At 69.4% G+C, this 19767-nt stretch carries 21 protein-coding genes; 3 read left to right on the forward strand and 18 right to left on the reverse strand.

The window, feature by feature from the left end; genetic code table 11:
• Positions 1 to 9: 9 nt before the first annotated feature.
• From O7595_RS11340 to O7595_RS11410, 15 genes are all read right to left on the reverse strand, one after another.
• Complete coding sequence (locus O7595_RS11340; RefSeq protein ID WP_269728597.1) at positions 10 to 1335, reverse strand: asparagine synthase-related protein; 1326 nt, start codon at positions 1333 to 1335, stop codon at positions 10 to 12.
• Positions 1332 to 1469, reverse strand: a complete 138-nt coding sequence (locus O7595_RS11345) for a lariocidin/triculamin family lasso peptide core domain (RefSeq protein WP_269728598.1) — start codon at positions 1467 to 1469, stop codon at positions 1332 to 1334. The genes O7595_RS11340 and O7595_RS11345 overlap by 4 nt, the downstream gene beginning before the upstream one ends.
• A 332-nt stretch (positions 1470 to 1801) precedes the next feature.
• Positions 1802 to 2029, reverse strand: a complete 228-nt coding sequence (locus O7595_RS11350; RefSeq protein WP_269728599.1) for a hypothetical protein — start codon at positions 2027 to 2029, stop codon at positions 1802 to 1804.
• 783 nt (positions 2030 to 2812) lie between these two features.
• Positions 2813 to 3046, reverse strand: a complete 234-nt coding sequence (locus O7595_RS11355) for a hypothetical protein (RefSeq protein ID WP_269728600.1) — start codon at positions 3044 to 3046, stop codon at positions 2813 to 2815.
• Between the two features lie 256 nt (positions 3047 to 3302).
• Positions 3303 to 4499 (reverse strand): UDP-N-acetylglucosamine--N-acetylmuramyl-(pentapeptide) pyrophosphoryl-undecaprenol N-acetylglucosamine transferase, encoded by a 1197-nt coding sequence (locus tag O7595_RS11360; RefSeq protein ID WP_269728601.1) that lies wholly within the window; start codon positions 4497 to 4499, stop codon positions 3303 to 3305.
• Between the two features lie 106 nt (positions 4500 to 4605).
• The gene (locus O7595_RS11365; protein WP_269728602.1) at positions 4606 to 5091 is read right to left on the reverse strand and encodes a low molecular weight protein-tyrosine-phosphatase; all 486 of its coding nucleotides are present in this window, start codon (positions 5089 to 5091) and stop codon (positions 4606 to 4608) included.
• The gene (locus O7595_RS11370; RefSeq protein WP_269728603.1) at positions 5088 to 6227 is read right to left on the reverse strand and encodes a DegT/DnrJ/EryC1/StrS family aminotransferase; all 1140 of its coding nucleotides are present in this window, start codon (positions 6225 to 6227) and stop codon (positions 5088 to 5090) included. The genes O7595_RS11365 and O7595_RS11370 overlap by 4 nt, the downstream gene beginning before the upstream one ends.
• Positions 6228 to 6238: 11 nt before the next feature.
• Complete coding sequence (locus tag O7595_RS11375; protein WP_269728604.1) at positions 6239 to 7207, reverse strand: ATP-grasp domain-containing protein; 969 nt, start codon at positions 7205 to 7207, stop codon at positions 6239 to 6241.
• A 7-nt stretch (positions 7208 to 7214) separates the two neighbouring features.
• Positions 7215 to 8228 (reverse strand): dTDP-glucose 4,6-dehydratase, encoded by a 1014-nt coding sequence (gene rfbB, locus O7595_RS11380; protein ID WP_269728605.1) that lies wholly within the window; start codon positions 8226 to 8228, stop codon positions 7215 to 7217.
• 135 nt (positions 8229 to 8363) lie between these two features.
• Complete coding sequence (locus O7595_RS11385; RefSeq protein ID WP_269728606.1) at positions 8364 to 8930, reverse strand: dTDP-4-dehydrorhamnose 3,5-epimerase family protein; 567 nt, start codon at positions 8928 to 8930, stop codon at positions 8364 to 8366.
• A gap of 418 nt (positions 8931 to 9348) precedes the next feature.
• Positions 9349 to 10140, reverse strand: a complete 792-nt coding sequence (locus O7595_RS11390) for a hypothetical protein (protein ID WP_269728607.1) — start codon at positions 10138 to 10140, stop codon at positions 9349 to 9351.
• Positions 10141 to 10257: 117 nt separating this feature from the next.
• Complete coding sequence (locus O7595_RS11395) at positions 10258 to 11049, reverse strand: relaxase/mobilization nuclease domain-containing protein (protein ID WP_443071594.1); 792 nt, start codon at positions 11047 to 11049, stop codon at positions 10258 to 10260.
• 33 nt (positions 11050 to 11082) lie between these two features.
• Positions 11083 to 11424 (reverse strand): hypothetical protein, encoded by a 342-nt coding sequence (locus O7595_RS11400; RefSeq protein WP_269728609.1) that lies wholly within the window; start codon positions 11422 to 11424, stop codon positions 11083 to 11085.
• 369 nt (positions 11425 to 11793) lie between these two features.
• Complete coding sequence (locus O7595_RS11405) at positions 11794 to 13026, reverse strand: ParB/RepB/Spo0J family partition protein (RefSeq protein ID WP_269728610.1); 1233 nt, start codon at positions 13024 to 13026, stop codon at positions 11794 to 11796.
• Positions 13023 to 13250, reverse strand: a complete 228-nt coding sequence (locus O7595_RS11410; protein ID WP_332328151.1) for a hypothetical protein — start codon at positions 13248 to 13250, stop codon at positions 13023 to 13025. Before O7595_RS11410 ends, O7595_RS11405 begins: the two co-directional genes overlap by 4 nt.
• A gap of 590 nt (positions 13251 to 13840) precedes the next feature.
• Between O7595_RS11410 and O7595_RS11415 the strand changes: the two genes are divergently transcribed.
• Positions 13841 to 15466 carry an ISL3 family transposase gene (locus O7595_RS11415; RefSeq protein ID WP_269728611.1) on the forward strand — a complete coding sequence of 542 codons (1626 nt, stop codon included), beginning with the start codon at positions 13841 to 13843 and terminating at the stop codon, positions 15464 to 15466.
• A gap of 3 nt (positions 15467 to 15469) precedes the next feature.
• Here the strand turns inward: O7595_RS11415 and O7595_RS11420 are convergent, their stop codons facing one another.
• The gene (locus tag O7595_RS11420) at positions 15470 to 16252 is read right to left on the reverse strand and encodes an SMI1/KNR4 family protein (RefSeq protein WP_269728612.1); all 783 of its coding nucleotides are present in this window, start codon (positions 16250 to 16252) and stop codon (positions 15470 to 15472) included.
• A 44-nt stretch (positions 16253 to 16296) separates the two neighbouring features.
• Here O7595_RS11420 and O7595_RS11425 point away from each other — a divergent pair, with 44 nt between their 5' ends.
• Positions 16297 to 16446: a hypothetical protein gene (locus O7595_RS11425; protein WP_269728613.1), complete on the forward strand. Its 150-nt coding sequence runs from the start codon at positions 16297 to 16299 to the stop codon at positions 16444 to 16446.
• 69 nt (positions 16447 to 16515) lie between these two features.
• Positions 16516 to 17708, forward strand: a protein-coding gene (locus O7595_RS11430; RefSeq protein ID WP_443071595.1) for an IS3 family transposase whose coding sequence is annotated in 2 segments (ribosomal slippage) — positions 16516 to 16780 and positions 16780 to 17708 — 1194 coding nt in all. Because the reading frame shifts where the segments join, the coding sequence is not laid out codon by codon here.
• A 228-nt stretch (positions 17709 to 17936) separates the two neighbouring features.
• Here the strand turns inward: O7595_RS11430 and O7595_RS11435 are convergent.
• Positions 17937 to 19199: a tyrosine-type recombinase/integrase gene (locus O7595_RS11435; protein WP_269728616.1), complete on the reverse strand. Its 1263-nt coding sequence runs from the start codon at positions 19197 to 19199 to the stop codon at positions 17937 to 17939.
• Positions 19200 to 19234: 35 nt separating this feature from the next.
• The gene (locus O7595_RS11440) at positions 19235 to 19417 is read right to left on the reverse strand and encodes a helix-turn-helix domain-containing protein (protein WP_269728617.1); all 183 of its coding nucleotides are present in this window, start codon (positions 19415 to 19417) and stop codon (positions 19235 to 19237) included.
• Positions 19418 to 19767: the final 350 nt, after the last annotated feature.

Genomic DNA, 19767 nt, shown 5'->3' on the forward strand with positions numbered 1-19767 from the left:
ACGCGCCGCTCAGCCGATCACGGCGCCCCTGCGTTCCGCTCCCACCAGCCACCGCTCGATTGCCGCCACGTAGAGCAGCACTCCGGTGTCCTCCTCCCGCGCGAGACGGTCGGCGTCGACCAGTCCGAGGTCCGTCACCCTCAGCCGTCGGCCGACATCGAGGGTGGCGGCCTGGCGGGCCAGCGCGCCGCGGAAGTACTGCTTGCTCCGCGGCAGCTTCGCCCGCGCCCCGGGCATCAGGCCGAGCACCTGCGCCTTGTACCGCCAGTAGGCGGACGGCAGTTCCGCCCGGTAGCGGTCGGCGAGCGGGAGAGCGAGCGCCGCCGGCAGGAAGACCGGGTGCAGGAACGGCGACTCCTCCGGCACCTCACCCGAGGGCGGGAACGGCGTGTACGGGAACAGCGCGTCGAACGCGTCGGCCTCCGCCCACGTACGGCGGCCGACCGCGTGTCCCGCCACCTGCTCCCGCACCCAGGAACGGGCCCACTCGGTCGCCCGCGCCCGGTACGGCTCCGCCAGCACGGCCGTCGCGGTCGGCCAGGTCCATTCCGGCCAGTTCACCGCCCAGTACGCCTGCGCCCGCGCGCGCCGGGGAAACAGCCCCGCGACAGCGGCCGCGGCCTCCCCGAACAGACCGGGACCACCCTTGGCCGCGTCCCTGAGGTAGCGCGCACCGGCCCGCAGCCCGTGCCGCCGGACGACGGCCGCGGTGGCGTAGCGGGGAACGCCCAGCAGCTCGTCGGAGCCGTCCCCCGACAGCATCACGCCCACGCCCAGTTCCGCGGCCCGCTGGGCGGCCGCCGCGTTCACCTCGGGCATGCCGTCGAACCGGGGACCGACCGCCGACCAGTGGGGCTCGGCACGGTCGCGCTCGGGGTGGAGCACCACCAGCTCCACGTCCAGGGCGAGTTCGCGCACCAGCCGCTGGACCTCGGCGACGGAGCTGCCGCCGCAGTCGTCGGTCATGTCGATGACGAAGCCCACGACCCGGCGGCCGTCGGCGACGGCGCAGGCGTGAACCAGAGTGGCCAGCGAATCGAGACCACCGGAGACCTTCACCCCGATCGTGTGGACCCCGGCGGTCAGCTCCCGCACCGCCTCCTCGAAGGCGGCACGGAGCCCACCGGGCCACGGCCGGGGTACGACCGGCTCCGGCTCCAGGCGCTCGATTCCGCGCCACAGGCTGAAGGGCATGAACTCGCCCGACAGCACGGGTGGGGCCAGCAGCAGCCCCACCGCACTCAGATCGACCCCCGGGACGGGGCCGGCCAGCTCCAGCGGATCAACCGCCGTGTGGCCGAACCCGTCCCGGAAGCGTGCGACGCGCTCGATCACGCGGTGCGCGAGCCCTTCACCGCGCGGACGAGGCCGGCCAGGACCCCGCGGAGGCCGCGGCCCTCGGCGATGAAGCCGAAGCCCTTCGCGCCGAGACCGTGACCGCCGTCGCCCGGGTGCGACTTCTTGGACATGTACACCAGCTCCTTCGTGAACTGCTTGGGCGCCTCCCGCACTTCGGCGGGCCGCCCGGCCGGGGCCATCCCGGCACGAGCCGACCGGCAGACGCCTGAAGGGGGCCGCAAGGCGCTTTTCCTTGCGGCCCCCCAGGCGTCTGCCAGGCTCAAGTGCCGGGAAGGCCCCGGCCGGGTCCCGCCGTCGCGGAGGAAGCCCGCTGTTCGCGAGGGAATGCGACCGCCGTCGTCACTGGCGGTCGCCGTCGTCACGGGTGGCGGTCGTGGTCGTCGCGGGTGGCGGATGGCCGCCGGGGTCCGGACCCCGCAGGGCCCGGACCCCGGTGCCTCGGTCAGAGCAGCTCCGCGGTCCCCACGAGGTCGGCCAGCCGCGTGCGGTTGGCGCGGTGACCCCATCCGCCCTTCCAGGCGAGCTCCTCGTCCACGAGGGCGGCGGCGGCTTCGGTGGTGAGCTCACGTCCGTCGAGGGTCATGACCGGGGCCTCGTGCGCGTCCCACGGCGCGACCTGGTCGGCGGTGGGCTGAGCGGTAGTGGTCTGAGCGGTGGCAGTCGGCGCCATCGGTGACTCCGTTCCGCGGGCCTCCCCTTGTGGGGCCCGCTGTAGCTGGTGTGCTGGCGGCGGCAGTCACGCGGGCGCAATAGGGCGGGGTGTCAACTGAGCATGCTTTTCGCTCGGTTGACACCCCGACCGCGTCTGCGAGGCTGACAGAGCCAGGGCACCAGCGGGCCGCACACGGGGACGCACGGCACCGGAGACGACGCGGTCCGCGCCACGCCTGCCGGGAGAGCGGCCCGGGGCAGCGCCGGTGGGGCGTACGGGAGGCGGGGCGCCGGGGTTGCAGCACGGCACCGGGAGCTGCGTCCACGCGCGGCGACGGCAGCCGCAGGGATGCCGGTACGCGGCAGACGGCCGTACGGGCGAGCACACGCGGAAGCGACCGGACACGGGTCGGCGCTGACGGACGTACTCGAACGGCCTCGGAGGGCCGGGAACGGTGACCGCCGTGTTTGCAAGCACATGAGCTGGCCCCCCGGCACGGACGAGTTCTGGCCCCACCCTCGAACCGGTGGACGACGGCTCACCCTCGCCCCTGACGGCCTCTTCTCGCTGGCTGCGCCTGTGGGCCAGCCCTCACCGGCCCGGCGGTCGAACGGCTGTCGGAGCCAAATGAACCTGGTACGGCGGGGCCAGATTTCGTGCTTACAGACAACCGCCGTACGGCGAAGCCCGCCAGAGGCCTCCGGCAGCCACGAGAAGGGCCCCGGTGGGCTTCCTGAGGCGCGGGGAGGGAGCAGAGCCGGGGAAGGGAGCCGGTGGCCCCTCTCCCCGGCCCTCAGAAGGTCACCAGGAGCGCTGGAGCGCGTCGAGGTCGATGTCCCGCACGGAGACCGGCAGTTCGTCTCCCGAGGCGTCCACCGCCACCGGGCTGCGCAGGAGGTACGCCCCGCACTCGTCGACCGGCACCAGACGCCCGTCCGCGCAGACGAACACCTCGCCCACGAGCGGGCCCAGCGGGCTCCAGTCGTCGGCGCTCGCACCGGACGCGACCACGGCAGAGCTCACGGGGAAGGTCATGGCACTCCTCAGGGATGACGTAGCAAAGCCGCGACAGGCTCGCTCCTAGCTGTGTGCTGGCGGCGGCAGTCACGCGGGCGCAATAGGGCGGAGTGTCAACCGAGCACGCTTTTCGCTCGGTTGACACCCCGACCGCGTCTGCGAGGCTGACAGAGCCAGGGCACAGTGGCCGGTAACGCTGCTTCGGCCACCCAAGAGGAGCTCACCGCACGGCCGAGCCCACCGCGACCACACGGCCGCACCTCGGGCGCCCGCCCTACGCCGAACCGACCCGCAGCAGCACATCCACCAGGCGCCGCGCGGCATCCGGGGTGCCCAGACGCGCGGCCGCCCCGGCCATCTCCACCCGCCGCTCGTGCCGGACGAGCAGCGGTTCGATCTCCCGACGCAGCTCCCCGGCCGTCGCACGCTCCGCCACCAGCGCCACAGCGCCTCCGGCCCGCTGCAGATGAAGCGCGTTGTGCACCTGCTCGTCACCGGCCGACGTGGCCAGCGGCACCAGCACCGAGGGCTTGCCCAGCGCGGTGAGTTCCGCGATGGTGCCCGCACCGCTGCGGGAGATCACGACGTCGGCGAGAGCGAGCACATCAGGAAGCTCGGTGCCGATGAAATCGGACACCCAGTAGCGGTCCCGCAGTTCGCCGGGCAGGGACTCGGCGTACTGCCGCGACACCTCCAACGAGACGACCCCGCACTGATGAACCACATTGGCCCTTGCCAGCAGCCACGGCAGGATCTCCCGCACCATGCCGTTGATCTGGGCGCTGCCCTGCGCGCCGCCAGTCACATAGACGGTGGGCAGCAGCCGGTCGAAGCCGGACAGCCCGAGCCCGGCGACCGCCTTGTCCGCATCGCCGGTCAGCACAGCGGGACGTACCGGATTACCCGTGACCACGGCGCGTTCCGCCGCACCCGCGCTCAGCAGCGGGAGGGTGGACGCGGAGGACACCGCGACAGCGGAGGCGATACGGGCGAGCACTCTGTTGGCCAGGCCCAGCCGCACCGTCTGCTCGTGCACGACGAGCGGAGCACCGGTGAGCTTGGCCGCGAGGCCGACCGGGACGGCGACATAGCCGCCGGTGGAGAGCACTACATCGGCGCGGAAGGCGTCAAGAACCGCACGGGCCTGCGCGACGCCCTGGGGCACGCGGGCCATGTCCCGCAGATTGTCCCGGTTCACCATCGCCACAAGGCTCGTGGAACGACGCAGCCTGCCCGTGGGCACGGCGCGGAAGGCGATGCCCTCGGCCCGGGCCACACGGGCCTCCAGCCCATCGGAGGTCCCCACCCACAGAGCATCCAGTGATCCGCCCCGCGCGGCGAGCCGGGCGTGCAGTTCACGGATCGCGGTGAGGGCGGGATAGGTGTGTCCGCCCGTCCCGCCACCCGTCACGACCAGCCGGAACGGCCGGTCCGGGCAGACGAGACGCGAGAAGGGATCAGTGCTGGTCACAGGGTCAGGACATCCCATCGTGAGAACTTCGGCCGCCGCCGGGGCCGACTGGCGGAACCAGCCGGCCCCGGCACGGACCGTGGGTCAGGCCCCGGAAGGACCGATGCTACGTGAGGTGGCGCGGGGCATGGCCCGCGATGACCTCGACACAGGCCGCGAAGACGTCCTGCGAGTGCCCGAACGGGTCGGGAACGTCCCGGTCGCCGAGGTACAGCGCCAGCTTCGGCGCGGTACCCTCGTCGGCCAGGTCGAGGAGCGCCCGGAGGTTGGAGCCGTCCATCGCCAGGATCACATCGGCCCACTCCATGAGCTCAGGCGTGACCTGCTGACCGCGGTGGTCGGTCAGGTCGAAGCCCCGCTCGGCGGCAGCGGCGATCATCATGGGATGGGCCGGCTTGCCCGCCCACTTGTCCCGGATACCGGCGGACTGCACCTCGACGGCGGCACCGGCGAGCCGGGCCAGCACCTCGGCGGCCAGCGGCGAACGGCAGTAGTTGCCGAGGCAGACAGTGAGGATGCGACGAGAGCCTTCGCCCTCCGGGCGCCCCTGCGCCGCAGCGGCAGCGACACGTGCGGACATCGAACTGGTCATCGGGAGACCTCCTCGCGACAGAAACGAACAGCCTGCTCCAGAGCCGAGACAGCGTGGTCCACGGCCGCATCGCTCATGGCCGGATGGAACGGAAGGCTGAGGATCTCCCCGCCGACCGCCTCGGTCACCGGCAGGCTCCTGTGCCACTCGGCGAACGCCGGCTGGAGATGATTCGGCGGGTACGGCACCCCCACCCCGACCCCCTCAGCCTGCATGGCCCGGAACACCTCGTCCCGGGCAGGCGCCCGGACCACGCAGTTGAACGGCACCGTGCGGTCCACGTCCACATCCACCAGGGCGACGCCCTCCAGACGCCGCAGCCGACCCTCGTACCAGCGCCACAGCTGCTTGCGCCTGGACTCCACCTCGGCGAAACGCCCCAACTGCACCCGCCCGACCGCCGCGTTGAGCGCCGGCAGATGGGCGCGCATCCCGAACCCCTCGACCGAGTAGGACGTGACCCGCGCCCGCTGAGCCGGGGACTGCACGATGCCCAGGCCACGAAGACTCCGGGCGACCCGAGCCTCCCGGTCGTCCCGCGGCACGATCGCCCCACCGTCACCGCAGGTGAGGTTCTTGATCGGGTCAAAGCTGAAGCACGTCAGCGCCCCCGTGGCCCCGACCCGCTCGGCTCCGCTGTAGGAACCGAAGGCGTGCGCGGCATCCTCGATGACGGTGATGCCCAGAGCGTCGAGAACATCCTGGGCCCCGGACAGATCGACCGCCCGGCCGCCGTACAGCACCGCCATCACAGCGCGCGTCGCAGGCGTGACCGCCGCCAGGACGCTGTCCGCCTCGACGCACAACGTGCGCGGGCTCACCTCGACGAAACGAGGACGAGCACCCACCGCCAGGATCGCCTGGACGCTCGCGCAGAACGTCAACGACGGAACCAGCACCTCATCCCCCGGACCGACCCCGGCGGCCAGCAGAGCGATGTGCAGCGCCACCGTCCCCGAACCGACCGCCACCACGTCGGGCACCCCGAGAAACCGGGACAGCTCCGCCTCGAACGCCTCGGTCTCCGGCCCATGCCCGAGCTGACCACCGTGCAGCACCCGCGCGACAGCCTCGATCTCGGGCTCGCCCAGCACCGGCCGCGCGTTCCGCCCGGCCTCTTCAGCAGGAGAAGTCATCATTGCCCCCTTCACCAGACAGCCAGCGTTTCCGTGTACTTGGTCAGATGGACCCCCGGCTCGTACCACAGCCGGTCATGGTCGACCGGCAGCCCGGCCAGACCGTTGAGCGTCTGACCGACGAGATCCGCCCCAGCCGCCTCCGCAAGCGGAAAGCCGCCTCCCACACGGGCGTTGATCTCCGTCATCGCGATCGCGCCGTCCTCGGAGACGAACCCCTGGACGCAGCACGCGCCGACCGCACCCACCGCGGCCAGCGTCCGTTCGACCTGCTCGGCCACGGCCCGGTCACGGAAGGTCCGCGAGACGACCGCCAGACCGCCCTTGACCAACAGCCTGTCCCGCAGCACCACCGACGCCCTGCCGTCGCGGTCCACCAGACAGTCCGCGGTGAACTCCCGGCCCTCGACCCTCTCCTGGACGATGGGCTTCGGCACCAGCTCGCACAGCACCTGCGCCTGCTCCCCGGTGAAACAGAAATGCACGTTCTGCGCACCCTGACCACACCGCGGCTTGACCACCAGCGCCATGCCGTCGGGGACGGCGTCGAGCTCGTCCGGCGAGAAGGTACGAGGAGTGGGGATGCCCCACCGGGTGAGAACCCGGTGGAACTCCGCCTTGTCGACGCAGGCCTGCACAGCGCCCGCCTCAGGCAGCCACGTGGCCACCCCCAGCTCCTCCAACGCCGCTCGCTGGGCGATGAGTTGCGGAAGCTCCTGCTCGACGGTGGAAAGGAGCGCGTCGGGCCTGACCTCGCGGCACAGAGCCAGCAGCCCCGAGACATAATCAGGGTGCCCCGCCGGGGCCATCGTGCGCGCGGTGACACCCTCCAGCCGAAGCCCGGACGCCAGCGCGTCGGCGTCCGCCGCGATGACCTCACGGCCCAGCCTCATCAGGCTCCTGGCCAGATCGAACCCGGGCGCGCCACCGACCCCGGTGACCAGCACACGCTGCGGAACAGCACGGGAGACGTCGCTCATCCTGGCCTCACGCCCCCGTCACGAGAGCGGCCTTGGTCCCGGTCGGCACGCCCACGCGGTGACGCAGCAGCGGCGCCCAGTGCCCCGGGTTCCGCCGGTACCACTCGACGGTCTCCGCCAGCCCGTCCTCCAGGTCGCGCACCGGACGGTAACCGAGACCGTCAGCGATCTTCGACCAGTCCATCGCATAGCGGATGTCGTTGGACTGACGGTCGGGGATGTACGTCACCGAGTCCCAGTCGGCCCCGCACAGCCGCAGGATGATCCCCGTGAGCTCCTTGCTCGTCAGGTCCGTGCCACCGCCGATGTTGTAGATCTCCCCTGGAACCCCGCCCCGCAGCACCAGCTCGATGCCCTGGCCGTTGTCCTCGGCGTGGAGCCAGTTGCGCACGTGCTGTCCACGCCCGTGCAGGGTGACCTGCTCACCCCGCAGCAGCTTCGTCACGAACAGCGGGATGATCTTCTCCGGGTACTGGCAGGGCCCGTAGTTGTTCGAGGACCGCGTGACGCAGACGGGCACGTCGTAGGTCTCGAAGTACGAGAGCGCCATGAGGTCGCTGGACGCCTTGGACGCGGCGTACGGAACCGTCGGCCGCAGCGGGTCCGACTCCGTCGCCGAACCCGACACCAAAGGCCCGTAGACCTCGTCCGTCGAGACGTGGACGAACTTCTCCACACCGTGACGCTTGGCCGCCTCCAGCAGCCGCTGGGTGCCCATCACGTTCGTCGTCACGAAGCTCTCCGCGTCGACGAGGGACCGGTCGACGTGCGACTCCGCCGCGAAGTGCACGACGGCGTCGTGCTCAGCCACGAGCACGTCCACCAGCGCGGTGTCCAGGATGTTGCCGTGCACGAACTGCAGCTTCGGGGAGAGAAACGCCTCGCCCAGGTTCGACACGGTCCCCGCGTACGTGAGGGCGTCGAGCACCGTGACCTTGGCGATGTCGTCCGCCCGCAGAAGGCGCTTGACGAAGTGTGAACCGATGAAGCCCGCTCCACCAGTGACCAGTACGTTCTTCATGAGCGTCAACCACTCCGATCTGAGAGGGAAATGACCAGACGCCCCGGCGAGGCACGACGCAGACGCGCACGTCAGCCGGGGTGGAAACCGCGGTTCGGCGCCACAACGGCGCCGCGAACCGGACGTAGGAACCGGTCAGCCGGCGTAGGCGGGAAGCAGGCGGGCCCGCAGGGCCTCCGTCAGCCCGGGCGCCGCCTCGTCCTTCGGGGACAGCGTCGGCTCCACGCCGGCCGGCCAGCCGATGCCGATCTCGGGGTCGAGGGGGTTGATCCGCCGCTCGGCAGCCGGATCATGGGCACCGGAGAGCAGGTAGAACAGCGTCGAGCCGTCGACGAGGGACAGGAAGCAGTGCCCCAGGCCCTCGGAGATGTAGACCCACGCCGGCGTGTCCTCGTCGAGACGCTCCATGTGCACCCGCCCGAAGGTCGGAGAACCCACACGGAGATCGACCACGACATCCAGAACGGCGCCCCTCGTACAGGTGACGACCTTCGAATGACCGGGCGTGACGCTGATACCGCGCAGCGCGCCCTGGCGGGAGACGGAACAGTTCGCCTGCTTCGGGGCCATGTCCGCCCCGGTCGTGCCCAGCAGCAGCGAACCGCTGAACCACTCGTGGAAACTGCCTCGCTCATCCTGGAAGACATCGGCGTCGAAGCGCCACGCTCCCGGGATGCTCAATGGTCTGGCTCGGCCAGCCACGTCTTACCCCTTCGCATCAGACGCGATCGACCGGCACAGCGGCTCGATCACGTCAGGTCAGCGGGCCCGAACTGAATCGCGCCCGGCCGGGGGGCGGTCCCGCCCGGCACGAGCCGACCGGCAGACGCCTGAAGGGGGGCCGCAAGGCGCTTTCCCTTGCGGCCCCCCAGGCGTCTGCCAGGCTCCAGTGCCGGGTGGGACCGCCCGGGCGGGCGCCAGTCCCGGCCTCTGCGTGACAGAGCCGCTCAATGACCCGACGAAGAAGACGACGTGCGGCGACGGCCGCGCCCTCAGCGCGGCACGTGGTTGCTACGACGGCATGCCACTGGAGCGGAGGGCGGGAGCACAGGCCGAGGAATGATCGATACGGGACGAGTGTGAGGGGGTGCGCTGGACCGACAGGACAGATGCAGGCGCGTCAGGACAACCCCAGCACGTCAGCGCGGGCGAAGCGGTCGAAACGGCCCGGGGACAGGCCCCGGCGCTCCGCCGTCACCTCGAAACAGCCCACCGACCAACCCAGCAGCTCCGCCGCCTCCGAGCTGCTCACGCTCTCGGCCAACCAAGCCAAACGCTCCTCGACGATCGCCGAGACCGTCGTAAGCGGCAGGGCATCCAGGTCCTCCACGGCATAGAGCGGCCAGCCACGGAAATCACCCACCGCACTCAGCAGACCGCGGTCGGCCAGGAGCTGCACGTCCGAACGATCCACCTCCAGACCCGTCCGCTCGCACAGCCGCTCCGCCGCCTTCTCCGAACCCAGACCCGGATGATCACCCACCGCCGCCAGGATCTCCGGCACGCGATCCGGCAACGTCCGGGCCAGCTCCTCCGACCAGCGGTGCTCCGGCGTGTCCGGAGCAGGGATCAGGTCGCGGTCGCGGGCTCGTTGCAACTGCCAGTTCTTCAGACCGAGATAACGGGCCAGCTGAACTGGGCCCAGGCCTTCGCGACTTCCCGAACGCGTACGCTTGGGTGCCGCCTGGTCCTCGGTCGCGGGGGACGCGTCGCCGTCACTGTCCAGCGCCGCCAGAATCTCCGGCACACGGTCCGGCAACGTGCGGGCCAGCTCCGCCGACCAACGGCGGTCCTCAATGTCCGGCGCCGGGATCAGACCACGCTTCAACGCCCGCCTCAGCTGCCGCTCCTCCATACCGAGCCAACGCGCAAGCTGAACAGGACCGAAGTCGGTGCGGTGCCGGCTGGTCACAGCAGCATCCCTTCGTCGTCGTGCAGAGCCATCCACAAGAGGGCAACCCGCGCCAGCAGCACGGGAACCCCCTGCGGCAGTCTCGCTTACGGCACTGACATCGGGGGTGCGGGTGTCTCAGGGAGCCGCGGAAGGGTCCAGGTCCGCGTGCGATTCGGGGCCCTGTACAGCCACCGCCGTACGCAACTGCGGCCAGCTCAGATCCTTCGCCACCTTCGACGCCGGAATCCAGATCCGAGCCCCCTCACGGTCCCGCCACTCCGGGATCGTGAAGGAATAGCCGCCCATCACACCCGTCGCCGTCAGACGCACCCGCCACAACACACCCGCCGCGTCCAACGCCCGCTCGAACGCCTCCCTGCCCCGCCCACGCGACGCCTCCCGCGCCCCACGCACCCGCGCCCGCAACTCCTCACGCTCCGGCAGCGGCGCACCACGACGCAGGCTCGCCTCCCGCTCAGGCCGCGTCACCTGCGGCGCCACCCGGTCACTCCGCTCCTCCGCGTCCACCAGCTTGTAGATCCGCTCAATCTCCCGGACGATCGGCCACGAACGGTGATAGTCGAACGCGTCCCGCACCAGCCAGCCACGCCAATCCACCCGACTCACGGTGAGATGAATGTGCTCCTCACCGTGCCGGACCGCCACCCACGGACAGTCCCCGTAACCCATACGCCGCACATAGCGCTCAGCGATCCTGCCCCAGTCCGAATCCGACAGAATCCGGTCCTCCGGAGCCGTCCGCAGCGCGCAACGCCAGATTGGACGGGCCACGTCCGCCCGCCGCGCCGTGTGTGTGTCGATGAGCTGCACCAACTGATCCAACGTGCCAGGCACGTTCCCCGCCACCAGGCGGGGGTTCTCGTGCTCCTCATGGCGGCCCCGGACCGAAGTCGTAACGCAGGGCACGAGCCGCGCGGCGACCCTTGGTGATCTTGGCGATCACCGGGCCGTCCCAACGCCGGGAACGGGTGTGGATAGGCCACGCGTCGACAGCGCCGCCTCTCCCAGGCGGGAGATCACCTCGTCGATGTGCGGTGGAAGCTCGCCTCGCTCACGGAGGGCGGTCACCAACTCGCGCAGGTCCGACGTCGCTTGGACCAGTTGGAGGTAGGCCGCCTCGTTCACCTCCGGCATCTTCGGCACGTCTCCTGGAACGCCGGGGTGGCCCTGCAGGGCCTCTTCTACGACCGCCCTCACCCAGGCGCCCAGTTCCTTCCTCTCCGTGCCGCCGCGCGCCTTCTGCCAGCGCTCCAGCTCCTCCTCGTTCAGGCGCACGCTCACGCAGTGCTTCCGCTTCGCACCCGGTGTACCCCGTACCAACTCCCGCTCCCTCCCCAGCGATAGCTGCCGCCACCTGCCTATCGGCGCCGACCGACACCGCAGCAGCAGTCCCACCCCTCACGGTAACCACACGCCGAGCAGCGCGAGATCGTCGAGCGCCAACAACAGATAAGCGAAGCCCTGTTGCATAGCTCGCTCGCCCTCGCCTCGTTACAGCCCATCCAGTGCGGCCCGGCAAGCCGTAGGGCACTCAGGTCTGCTCAGCCACGGCCTTTCTAGACGCGGACGCAAACGAAAGGGGGCGTTGCCTGACAGACAACTGCTGTCGGGCAACGCCCCTGGTTCTGTGGGTGGTCCGTTTCGGTCCGACTACTGCGCTTCTTCCGCCCGCTGTTGCTGCAGCAACCGCTGGACCATCCGAGCCCTCTGCTCCCGGGACATCTTCTGGATGGCGATCTCCGCGCACGCGACCCCGTCATCCCACGGCATCTTGACCTGGCGCCGGGGGACGGGCTGGTTCCAGGCAGGGAGGTCGCCGCCGGTATGCGGCTCCAGTACGGGCTGGGCCGGCGGTTCGGATCCCGGCGGCTCCATTACGCCGTAATGACCTTCACCTCGCGTCGATCCCTCCCTTACGCCGTAATAACCGGCCGCGGCTTCGGAGCTCATTACGCCGTGATGTTCAGCCTCAGCCTCCTGATTGATTACGGTGTAATGACGGGCCTCCCCCGCACGGCTCATTACGCCGTAATGCCGAACCTCTCCCGGTGCCGTTGACTCTCCCTTCGTCGTGTTCATTGCGTCGTAATGAACAGCCTGGACCTGGGGGTGTTCCGAAGCGGATGCCGGGCTGGGTGTGGCGGGTCGGGTTGCCCTGGCCGCCTGCCGTGCGGCGTCCTTCTCCGCCCTCTGCTGCTTCAGCCGCTCAAGAGCGCGCTCCTGCTCCTCGACCGGCTTCTTGCCCACCGCGCGCAGCAGGTCGATAGGCTCCCGCCCGATACGCTCCTGGAGTCGCGGGGTGAGATTGAGCAGCGCCAGGCGCTGGGAGACCCAGCCCTGGGAACGGTGCAAGCGCTTAGCGAGGGCCTCCTGGGTGCCGTGTACGGCCTTCAGTCTGTGCAGTGCCCGGGCTTCGTCGAGCGGGTCGAGGTCCCGGCGATGGATGTTGGCGACGAGCGCCGACTCCAGCAGGGCCTCCTCGTCGTGTCCCTGGGCGTCGTCGACCAGAACCTTCACGGTGGCCATGCCCGTCTCCCGGGCCGCGGCCAGGCGGCTGCTGCCGTCAATGACGACATGGGTCGCATTCTCGTCGAGCTCCGCTTCCCGCCGGGGGTTGGCCTTTACATAGGCATCCCTGCTCATCACCGTGATCGCCTGCTTCTGCCCGTGCTCCTTGAGACTGCCGGCGAGCTGGGCGAGGTCGCCCAGGGACGAGCGGGGATTGTCCGGGTTGAGGCTGACGCGGTCGGTCGGCAGTTCTGTCGGGGGCGCCACGCCGTCGGTGGGCGCCCCGGTTGCCGCGGCGACTACTTCCCGACGTGAACTCGCCCGGTGGGCGGCACCGCCGAAACCACCGGAGTCCTGTTGTTCGGCCCTGCTCATGAGCTTTCCTTGGCCAGTGTGCGCATACCCACCGCATGCTGGCGCTTGGGGGCATAAAGGAGTAGGCGCCGCTTCATGCGTATCGCTTCCTTCCGTTCCGTAAGATCACTGGTGATCTCAACAACCCTGGGATCCTTCACATCCCTCCAGCCCTGGAGTAGCGAAGTCACAATGACGCCCCGGCGAAGGTCGTAATGGATCATGCCGAGATCGTCGATGTTCAAGGAGGGACCGCCACACAGATCCTCGTCTGATCGGTAATCAGATCACAGGCGTCGGCGGAGCTGTCCTCGGCCTGCACGACAGACAGACCCCATCTTTCGCCGTCACGCCGACGGCTATAGGGGTTCTCCACGTCCGGCGCGGCGTCCGCGTCGGACGCCACCAGCTGCTGGAGGACACACCAGGTACAGCGTGCCGGGGTCTTCCCCGAGGTCTTGGCCCGTGCCAGCCATGACGGTTGTCTACCCACGCCGCCTTTCTGGTTGCACACGACGATCCGCCGGGTGATGTCCGGACGGCTGCGGTCTGATGCGAGAGAGACGCCGCGTGCCGCGCACATCGCCCTGAGTCCGTCTCACTTGACCGAGGGAAGCCAGGCGAAGAACGAGTCCGCACCCGCAATGCTCGCGGGAGTCATGGGGGGAGCCCGAACCAGTCGGCAATGACCTCCCCCACAGCCGCTTCCCGCGCCCTCAGGTTGCTGGACCGCGGATGATTGGGCTATCTGAATCTGGCTGTGGCGGATATTTCGTGACGGTCAGTTCTAAACATCCGTCATGACCGGCAATGTCCGTTCACCAGCATGGTGTTCGTGGGGGACGAACATTTCTGGGATCTGGTGTGGCCCGACGTCGAGGGGCTGGTCATCGACGCGGTGGGCGTCGTTGGGGACGCGGTGTGGATCGACCTGCGTTCTCAACAGAAGACGGTGATGTGCCCCTCGTGCGGCGTGACCGTGTCACGCGTGCACAGTACGTATGTGCGGCGCCTGGCCGACCGCCCGCTGGGCGGGCGGCGGGTGTTACTGCGGCTGCGGATCCGCCGGTTCTTCTGCGACAACGGCCTGTGCTCCCGCCGGACCACGGCCGAACAGGTCCCGAGCCTGACCACGCGGTACCGGCGCCGAACCACGGCGCTCGCCCGGATGGTGCAGGCGATCGGGCTGGCCGTCGGCGGCCGGGCAGGCGCTCGGCTTGCCGGTTACCTACCGGTGCGGACGAGCCGGGACGTGATCCTGCGGGAGCTCCGGCGCCTCCCAGACCCGCCATCCACCCAGGTCACGGTGCTGGGGATCGACGAGTTTGCGTTCCGGAAGGGTGCCACCTACGGCACCGTCCTCATCGACGTCGAAACACGACGGCCCATCGACCTCCTGCCCGACCGGACCGCGGGCACCGTGGCCGCCTGGCTCGCCGACCACCCCGAGATCGAGGTCATCTGCCGGGATCGGTGCAGCACCTTCAGCCAGGCCGCCGCCCGCGCGGCACCCGACGCGATCCAGGTCGCGGACAGGTGGCATCTGCTGCACTCGCTCGCCCGCGCGGTCGAACGAACCGCCCACCAGCACCGCGCCTGCCTGCGTAAAGACGCCGAGACCGGTGACCCGGACCACCCCGAAGAACGGTCGGACCCCGCGGCCCTGGCCTCGCTGATCGCACCGCCGGAGCCGAACGACCCACCTGACAGCCAGCTCCTGGCCCGCGTCCGCCAATGGCACACCGACATCCACCAGCTGCGCGAACGCGGCTGGACCATCAGTGCCATCGCCCGCCGCCTGGGGCGAGACCGCAAGACCGTGCGCCACTACCTGACCACCGACCTCGACCAGATCCTCGCCTCCGCCCGCGAACGCCGGCCCAACGGCCACATCAACCGGTTCAAGCCCTACCTGCAACACCGCTTCCGCGGCGGCGCGACCAACGCCGCGGCCCTCTTCCGAGAGATCCGCGAACGCGGCTACCGCGGCAGCCGCGTCGTTGTCACCAAGTACATAGCGACCCTCCGCGCCGGCACCGCCGCCCCCGAACCTCCGCGGCCGATCCCCAGCCCCCGCCGTATCACCACCTGGATCATGCGGCACCCCGACACCCTGACCGACAGCCAGCGTGACCAGCTCAACCGCATCCTGGACGCCTGTCCCGACCTGGCCACCGCCCGCGACCTCGCCCACGAATTCAGCACCATCGCCCGCGAACCCCGAGGTCAGGACCTCACCCACTGGATGACGCGTGCCCTCGACCAAGGGCCACCGCCGGTGCAGGGCTTCGCCTCGTTCCTCCAGAACGACTGGGACGCCGTCGTCAACGGCCTCACCCTGCCGTGGAGCTCCGGCGCCGTCGAAGGCCAGGTCACACGCATCAAGCTGATCAAGCGCCGGTCGTACGGGCGGGCGTCGTTCGCTCTCCTGCGGACGCTGGTCCTCGCTCAGCCGCCGTGAGCGTCAGAACGGCAGGACCCACTCGCGATCGTCGACCGGCTCGGTGCCCGCCGGCACGGCGGGCGGCCAGGCTCCGGGAATGGCCTCAACTGCACGTTGGACATCAGCCATTGTCCTGCCGGTCACGACCAGATCCATCCCCTCCAAGCCGGGCTCCAGGCAGAGCAGCAGACCAGAGGCAGAGAACCAACGAACGAGCGGCCCCATTGGCTCGAACCACGCCGGATACGGAGGCAACGCAACCGGGGCGAACCTCTCCTCCAGGCAGGCGACCACCTCGGGCGTTGCCTGACAGGTACGGCTCTCGGTCCAGCTGGCCATGGCGGCTTCGCTCAGGACGGTCTCCACGCAGGCCAGCGACAGGCGGTCCAGGAAGTGGAGTCGGCTGGACGCGGGCAGGCGATCAGCGAACAGGGCGACCGGCGGGTCCTCACGGGAAAGGTCGGACAGGGCCACACCCCACCCGGCGCAGCCCTGGTTCTCGCTGCGGAACACCAGCAGTTCGCCGGAAGGGTCGAGCAGCAGCTCATCAGGCTCCAGCAACGGATTCTGCTGGGCGACCAGGTCACGCCGTCGACCGAACAACGCATACGCCTCCTTGAGCGCGGGTGGGAGGCGGAGGCCGAGGCGGTCCTCAGCCCGCTGCACATCAGTCGATGAGAACCCATCGGTCGGCAACAACGGAGCGGACCAGGCAGCAGAAAACCCCCGCACGAACGCCCACGCATCCGCCTGCGTCGGGCACCCACCAGCCAGCGCCTCAGCTACATCGAACCTGTCAGCCATGCCGCTGACCCTATGCGGCCGCCAACCCTCTGTCGGACGACACCGTGATCATCACGAAATATCCGCCACAGCCGTTTTCAAGAATCCCCATCACCGAGCGGCTGGCGTACTCGCGCCGGCTTCGGGACCCCTACGGCGATGCCGTCACCTACAGCCACCCCGGTAACCAGTACTTCCAAGAGCAGGCACAGTGAGCTGCACCCCGTTTCGTGGAGTCCCTGAAGCCAGGCTTATGATCCTGGCCAGAAGGAGAACCACGAGCTGTGCCAGCACCACGTAAGTATCCGGACGAGCTCCGCGAGCGGGCCGTCCGAGAGGTCCGCACCACCGGCCGCCCGGTCGCGCATGTCGCCCGGGACCTCGGCATCCACAAAGAAGCCCTGCGGCAGTGGGTGCGCCAGGCCGAGGCTGACACCGGCGAACGCGACGACCGGCTGACCACCGCCGAACGCGACGAGCTGAAGCAACTCCGCAAAGAGAACGCGGAGTTGAAGCGGGCGAACGAGATCCTGAAAGCCGCCAGCGTGTTTTTTGCCCAGGAGATCGACCGTCCCCGGACGAGGCCGAGCAAGTGATCGACCACCTGCGCGAACGTGGCCTCGGGGTCGATCCCGTCTGCCGGGTGCTGGACCTGTCGCCGTCGACGTACTTCGCCCGCAAGAAGCGTCCGAAGTCGGCCCGCCGGCTCCGCGACGAGCAGCTCATGCCGCTGATCGAGGAGATCCACGCGGAGTCCGGGGCCACTTATGGGGCCCGGCGGATCACCCGCGCCCTGCGGCGCAAGGGCATCGACGTGGCCCGGTGCACCATCGAGCGGCTGATGCGTGAGCTGGGCATCGAGGGCGTCATCCGCGGTCAGCGGCGCCGCACCACGGTGCCCGAGCCGTCGGCGCCCCGCCCGCCGGACCTGGTCGACCGCGATTTCACCGCCTCGCGCCCGGACCAGTTGTGGGTCGCGGACATGACGTATGTCCGCACCTGGTCGGGCTGGGCGTACGTGGCGTTCGTCCTGGACGTGTACTCGCGGATGATCGTCGGCTGGCAGGTCGCGAACCACATGCGGACCGAACTCCCACTGGACGCACTGGAGATGGCCCTGTGGAGACGGAGGATCAAGAAGGACTCCGGCCTCATTCACCACAGCGACCGCGGGTCGCAATACGTATCAATTCGGTACACCGACCGGCTCGCCGACATCGGCGCCTCGGCGTCGGTCGGATCCGTCGCGGACAGCTATGACAACGCGATGGCCGAGGCCCTGAACGGCACATTCAAGGCCGAGCTGATCGAGATGCAGGGCCCCTGGAAGGACGCCGACCAGGTCGAGCGGGCCATCTTCCGGTGGGTCACGTGGTACAACGAAGAACGCCTGCACTCCGCGCTCGACTACGTACAGCCCGCCGAGTACGAGGAAGCCTTCTGGCAGAGCCGGGAGCAAACCCCGCAGTCCGCCTGAAACAAGATCACCGGACTCTACGAAACTCGGGGCAGCTCACAGCCAGTCTGTCTCCGACTGGTTTTCATTGCGGCGTGATACGCCGACGGTCCTCGGCCTCGCGTTGGGGGTATCAAGGCGGCTGACCTGTGTGACCGAGCTCAAGTGTGGAGAGACACGGGCCGCTGGATGTGGTCGGCCGTGGCCTCCTTCAGCACCCCGCACACATGGAATGCATCGCCACGCAGATCATGTGACGCCCGCCAGGTTCATACTGCTCCCCGCCATCAGCCCGCCCGTTTGAACGAGTCTGCCAGGTCTCTCGTGCAGTTGCCGACTTGGCGCCTCGGGGCGTAGGGCGGTCTGCATGATGGTCCGGCAGCGGTCCCAGGAAGCGGGGACGAGGTGCCCGTAGACGTCGACCGTGGTCTTGATCGATCTGTGGCCCAGCCAGCGGGAGACTTCGTGGATGGGGATGCCGGCGGCGAGGGCGGTGGAGGCGAAGAAGTGGCGCAGGCCGTGCGGTGTGTACTTCGCACTCCCGTCCTGGTTGACGATGCCTGCGTCCTTCAGGGCCTTTTTGAAGTGGTAGGTGTACGTCGTCGCGGTGGGCATGGTGCCCTTGGCCCGCTCCCGTGGTGCGAACAGGACCTCCAAGCCGGAGGACGTGACCGTGCCCCACTCCCGTAGATGGGCATCGATCTCCTCAGCGAGGAACGGAGGGAGGGGGACGTCCCTGTACTCCCCCTCGGCCCGGTGTTTGAGCGGGACGAACCGGGTCTGACAGTCGCCGCGGTGCGCCTTGCAGCTGACTTGGCGGCGTACGCGAAGGAAGTCGGAGCGGCGGCAATCGGTGGTAAAGGCAAGGGTCTCGCTGATACGCAGTCCCGCCCCTGCCTGCAGGTACACGGTCAGCCGGTATTGAGGGGAGATCTGCTTGGCGATGAGATCGACCTCGTGCAAGGTCGGGATCTCATCCTCGTCAACCGCGTTGGTCGCGCGTCGGGGGAGTTTGACCCCGTCGGTGGGGTCGTCTGTCCGTCGCCGCTCCTCGACCGCGGTCTGGAAGATGTGCGTGACCAGTTTCATCCGGTCGCAGACGGTGCTGGCGGCGAGTTTCTTACTCACAGCTGCGACGAAAGCCTCGATGTCCTTGCGCTGTACACCGGCGATCGTCTTGCTGCCGAGGTGGGGGGCGAGGTGGTTCCGGATGAAGCTCTCGTAGTTGCGGTACGTGGCGTCGTTGATGACCTGGCGCTCGAGCCACTCGGTGCAGTATGCGTCGAGGGTGAGTTCGCCGCGTTTGGGGTCGAGGTAGAGGCCCTCGTACTTGTCGTGCTCCAGCTTCGCTGCGAAAGCGTCAGCCTGGGGCTTCTTCTCGAAGCTCGGCTGGCGTTCCGCTCCGCCGGGTTCGCGGTAGCGGACCGTCCATGCGTGCCCGCACCGTGGGAGGGTGCAGGGGTAGTGGACACTCCGCTTGTCGCTCTTGCATCTCTGGTAGACGGTGGCCAACGGCCCTCACTCCTTGCTCGCTGCGGCACGCGGTCTCACCCGTAGTGCCGCTCCAAGTAGTTGGCGATGTCGCGCTCGCGGAACCGCAGGAGGCGTCCTACCTTCTGGGGCTTGATCCCCCAGGCTCGGTACTTGTTCCTGACGGTGGTCTCACTGACTCTGAGCCACGCCGCGACCTCTTCCACGGTCAGCAGCCGGTTGCTTCCGCCTCGCGTCATACGCGCACCGCCCCGTGCGGGTGCACGGTCGTACCTCTCGTTGTCGGGCTTTCGGGCAGCAGTGCATGACGTGATGCGGATCCGGATGCCGTGCCGGGCGTCGACCATGGACGCTCCGTCTTGGGCGTGTCGTCAAGGCCGTGGACTGGCATGTTGACGCGCGGCATGAATGACGGCCGCCAGCCGTGCCTTGCTTCGGCACGGCGGCGGAACGCGGGACGCATGCCTTCGCTGAGCCGGGGCCTCCGCGACGAGCGAGCTGCGGGAGGGGACGGCCTTTCGTACCGCAGAGACGGAGCCGCGCGGCGCGTGGTCGGTCCCGGTGCGTGCGGCGGTCGTGCGGCCGAGTG

The organism is Streptomyces sp. WMMC940 (assembly GCF_027460265.1).
GTDB lineage: Bacteria > Actinomycetota > Actinomycetes > Streptomycetales > Streptomycetaceae > Streptomyces.

Excerpts from the sequence above, each read along its gene's own strand:
- O7595_RS11345 (WP_269728598.1), bottom strand. The coding sequence starts at position 1,469 with ATGTCCAAGAAGTCGCACCCGGGCGACGGCGGTCACGGTCTCGGCGCG.
- O7595_RS11350 (WP_269728599.1), bottom strand. The coding sequence starts at position 2,029 with ATGGCGCCGACTGCCACCGCTCAGACCACTACCGCTCAGCCCACCGCC.
- O7595_RS11355 (WP_269728600.1), bottom strand. The coding sequence starts at position 3,046 with ATGACCTTCCCCGTGAGCTCTGCCGTGGTCGCGTCCGGTGCGAGCGCC.
- O7595_RS11365 (WP_269728602.1), bottom strand. The coding sequence starts at position 5,091 with ATGACCAGTTCGATGTCCGCACGTGTCGCTGCCGCTGCGGCGCAGGGG.
- O7595_RS11370 (WP_269728603.1), bottom strand. The coding sequence starts at position 6,227 with ATGACTTCTCCTGCTGAAGAGGCCGGGCGGAACGCGCGGCCGGTGCTG.
- O7595_RS11375 (WP_269728604.1), bottom strand. The coding sequence starts at position 7,207 with ATGAGCGACGTCTCCCGTGCTGTTCCGCAGCGTGTGCTGGTCACCGGG.
- rfbB (WP_269728605.1), bottom strand. The coding sequence starts at position 8,228 with ATGAAGAACGTACTGGTCACTGGTGGAGCGGGCTTCATCGGTTCACAC.
- O7595_RS11405 (WP_269728610.1), bottom strand. The coding sequence starts at position 13,026 with ATGAGCAGGGCCGAACAACAGGACTCCGGTGGTTTCGGCGGTGCCGCC.
- O7595_RS11420 (WP_269728612.1), bottom strand. The coding sequence starts at position 16,252 with ATGGCTGACAGGTTCGATGTAGCTGAGGCGCTGGCTGGTGGGTGCCCG.
- O7595_RS11440 (WP_269728617.1), bottom strand. The coding sequence starts at position 19,417 with ATGACGCGAGGCGGAAGCAACCGGCTGCTGACCGTGGAAGAGGTCGCG.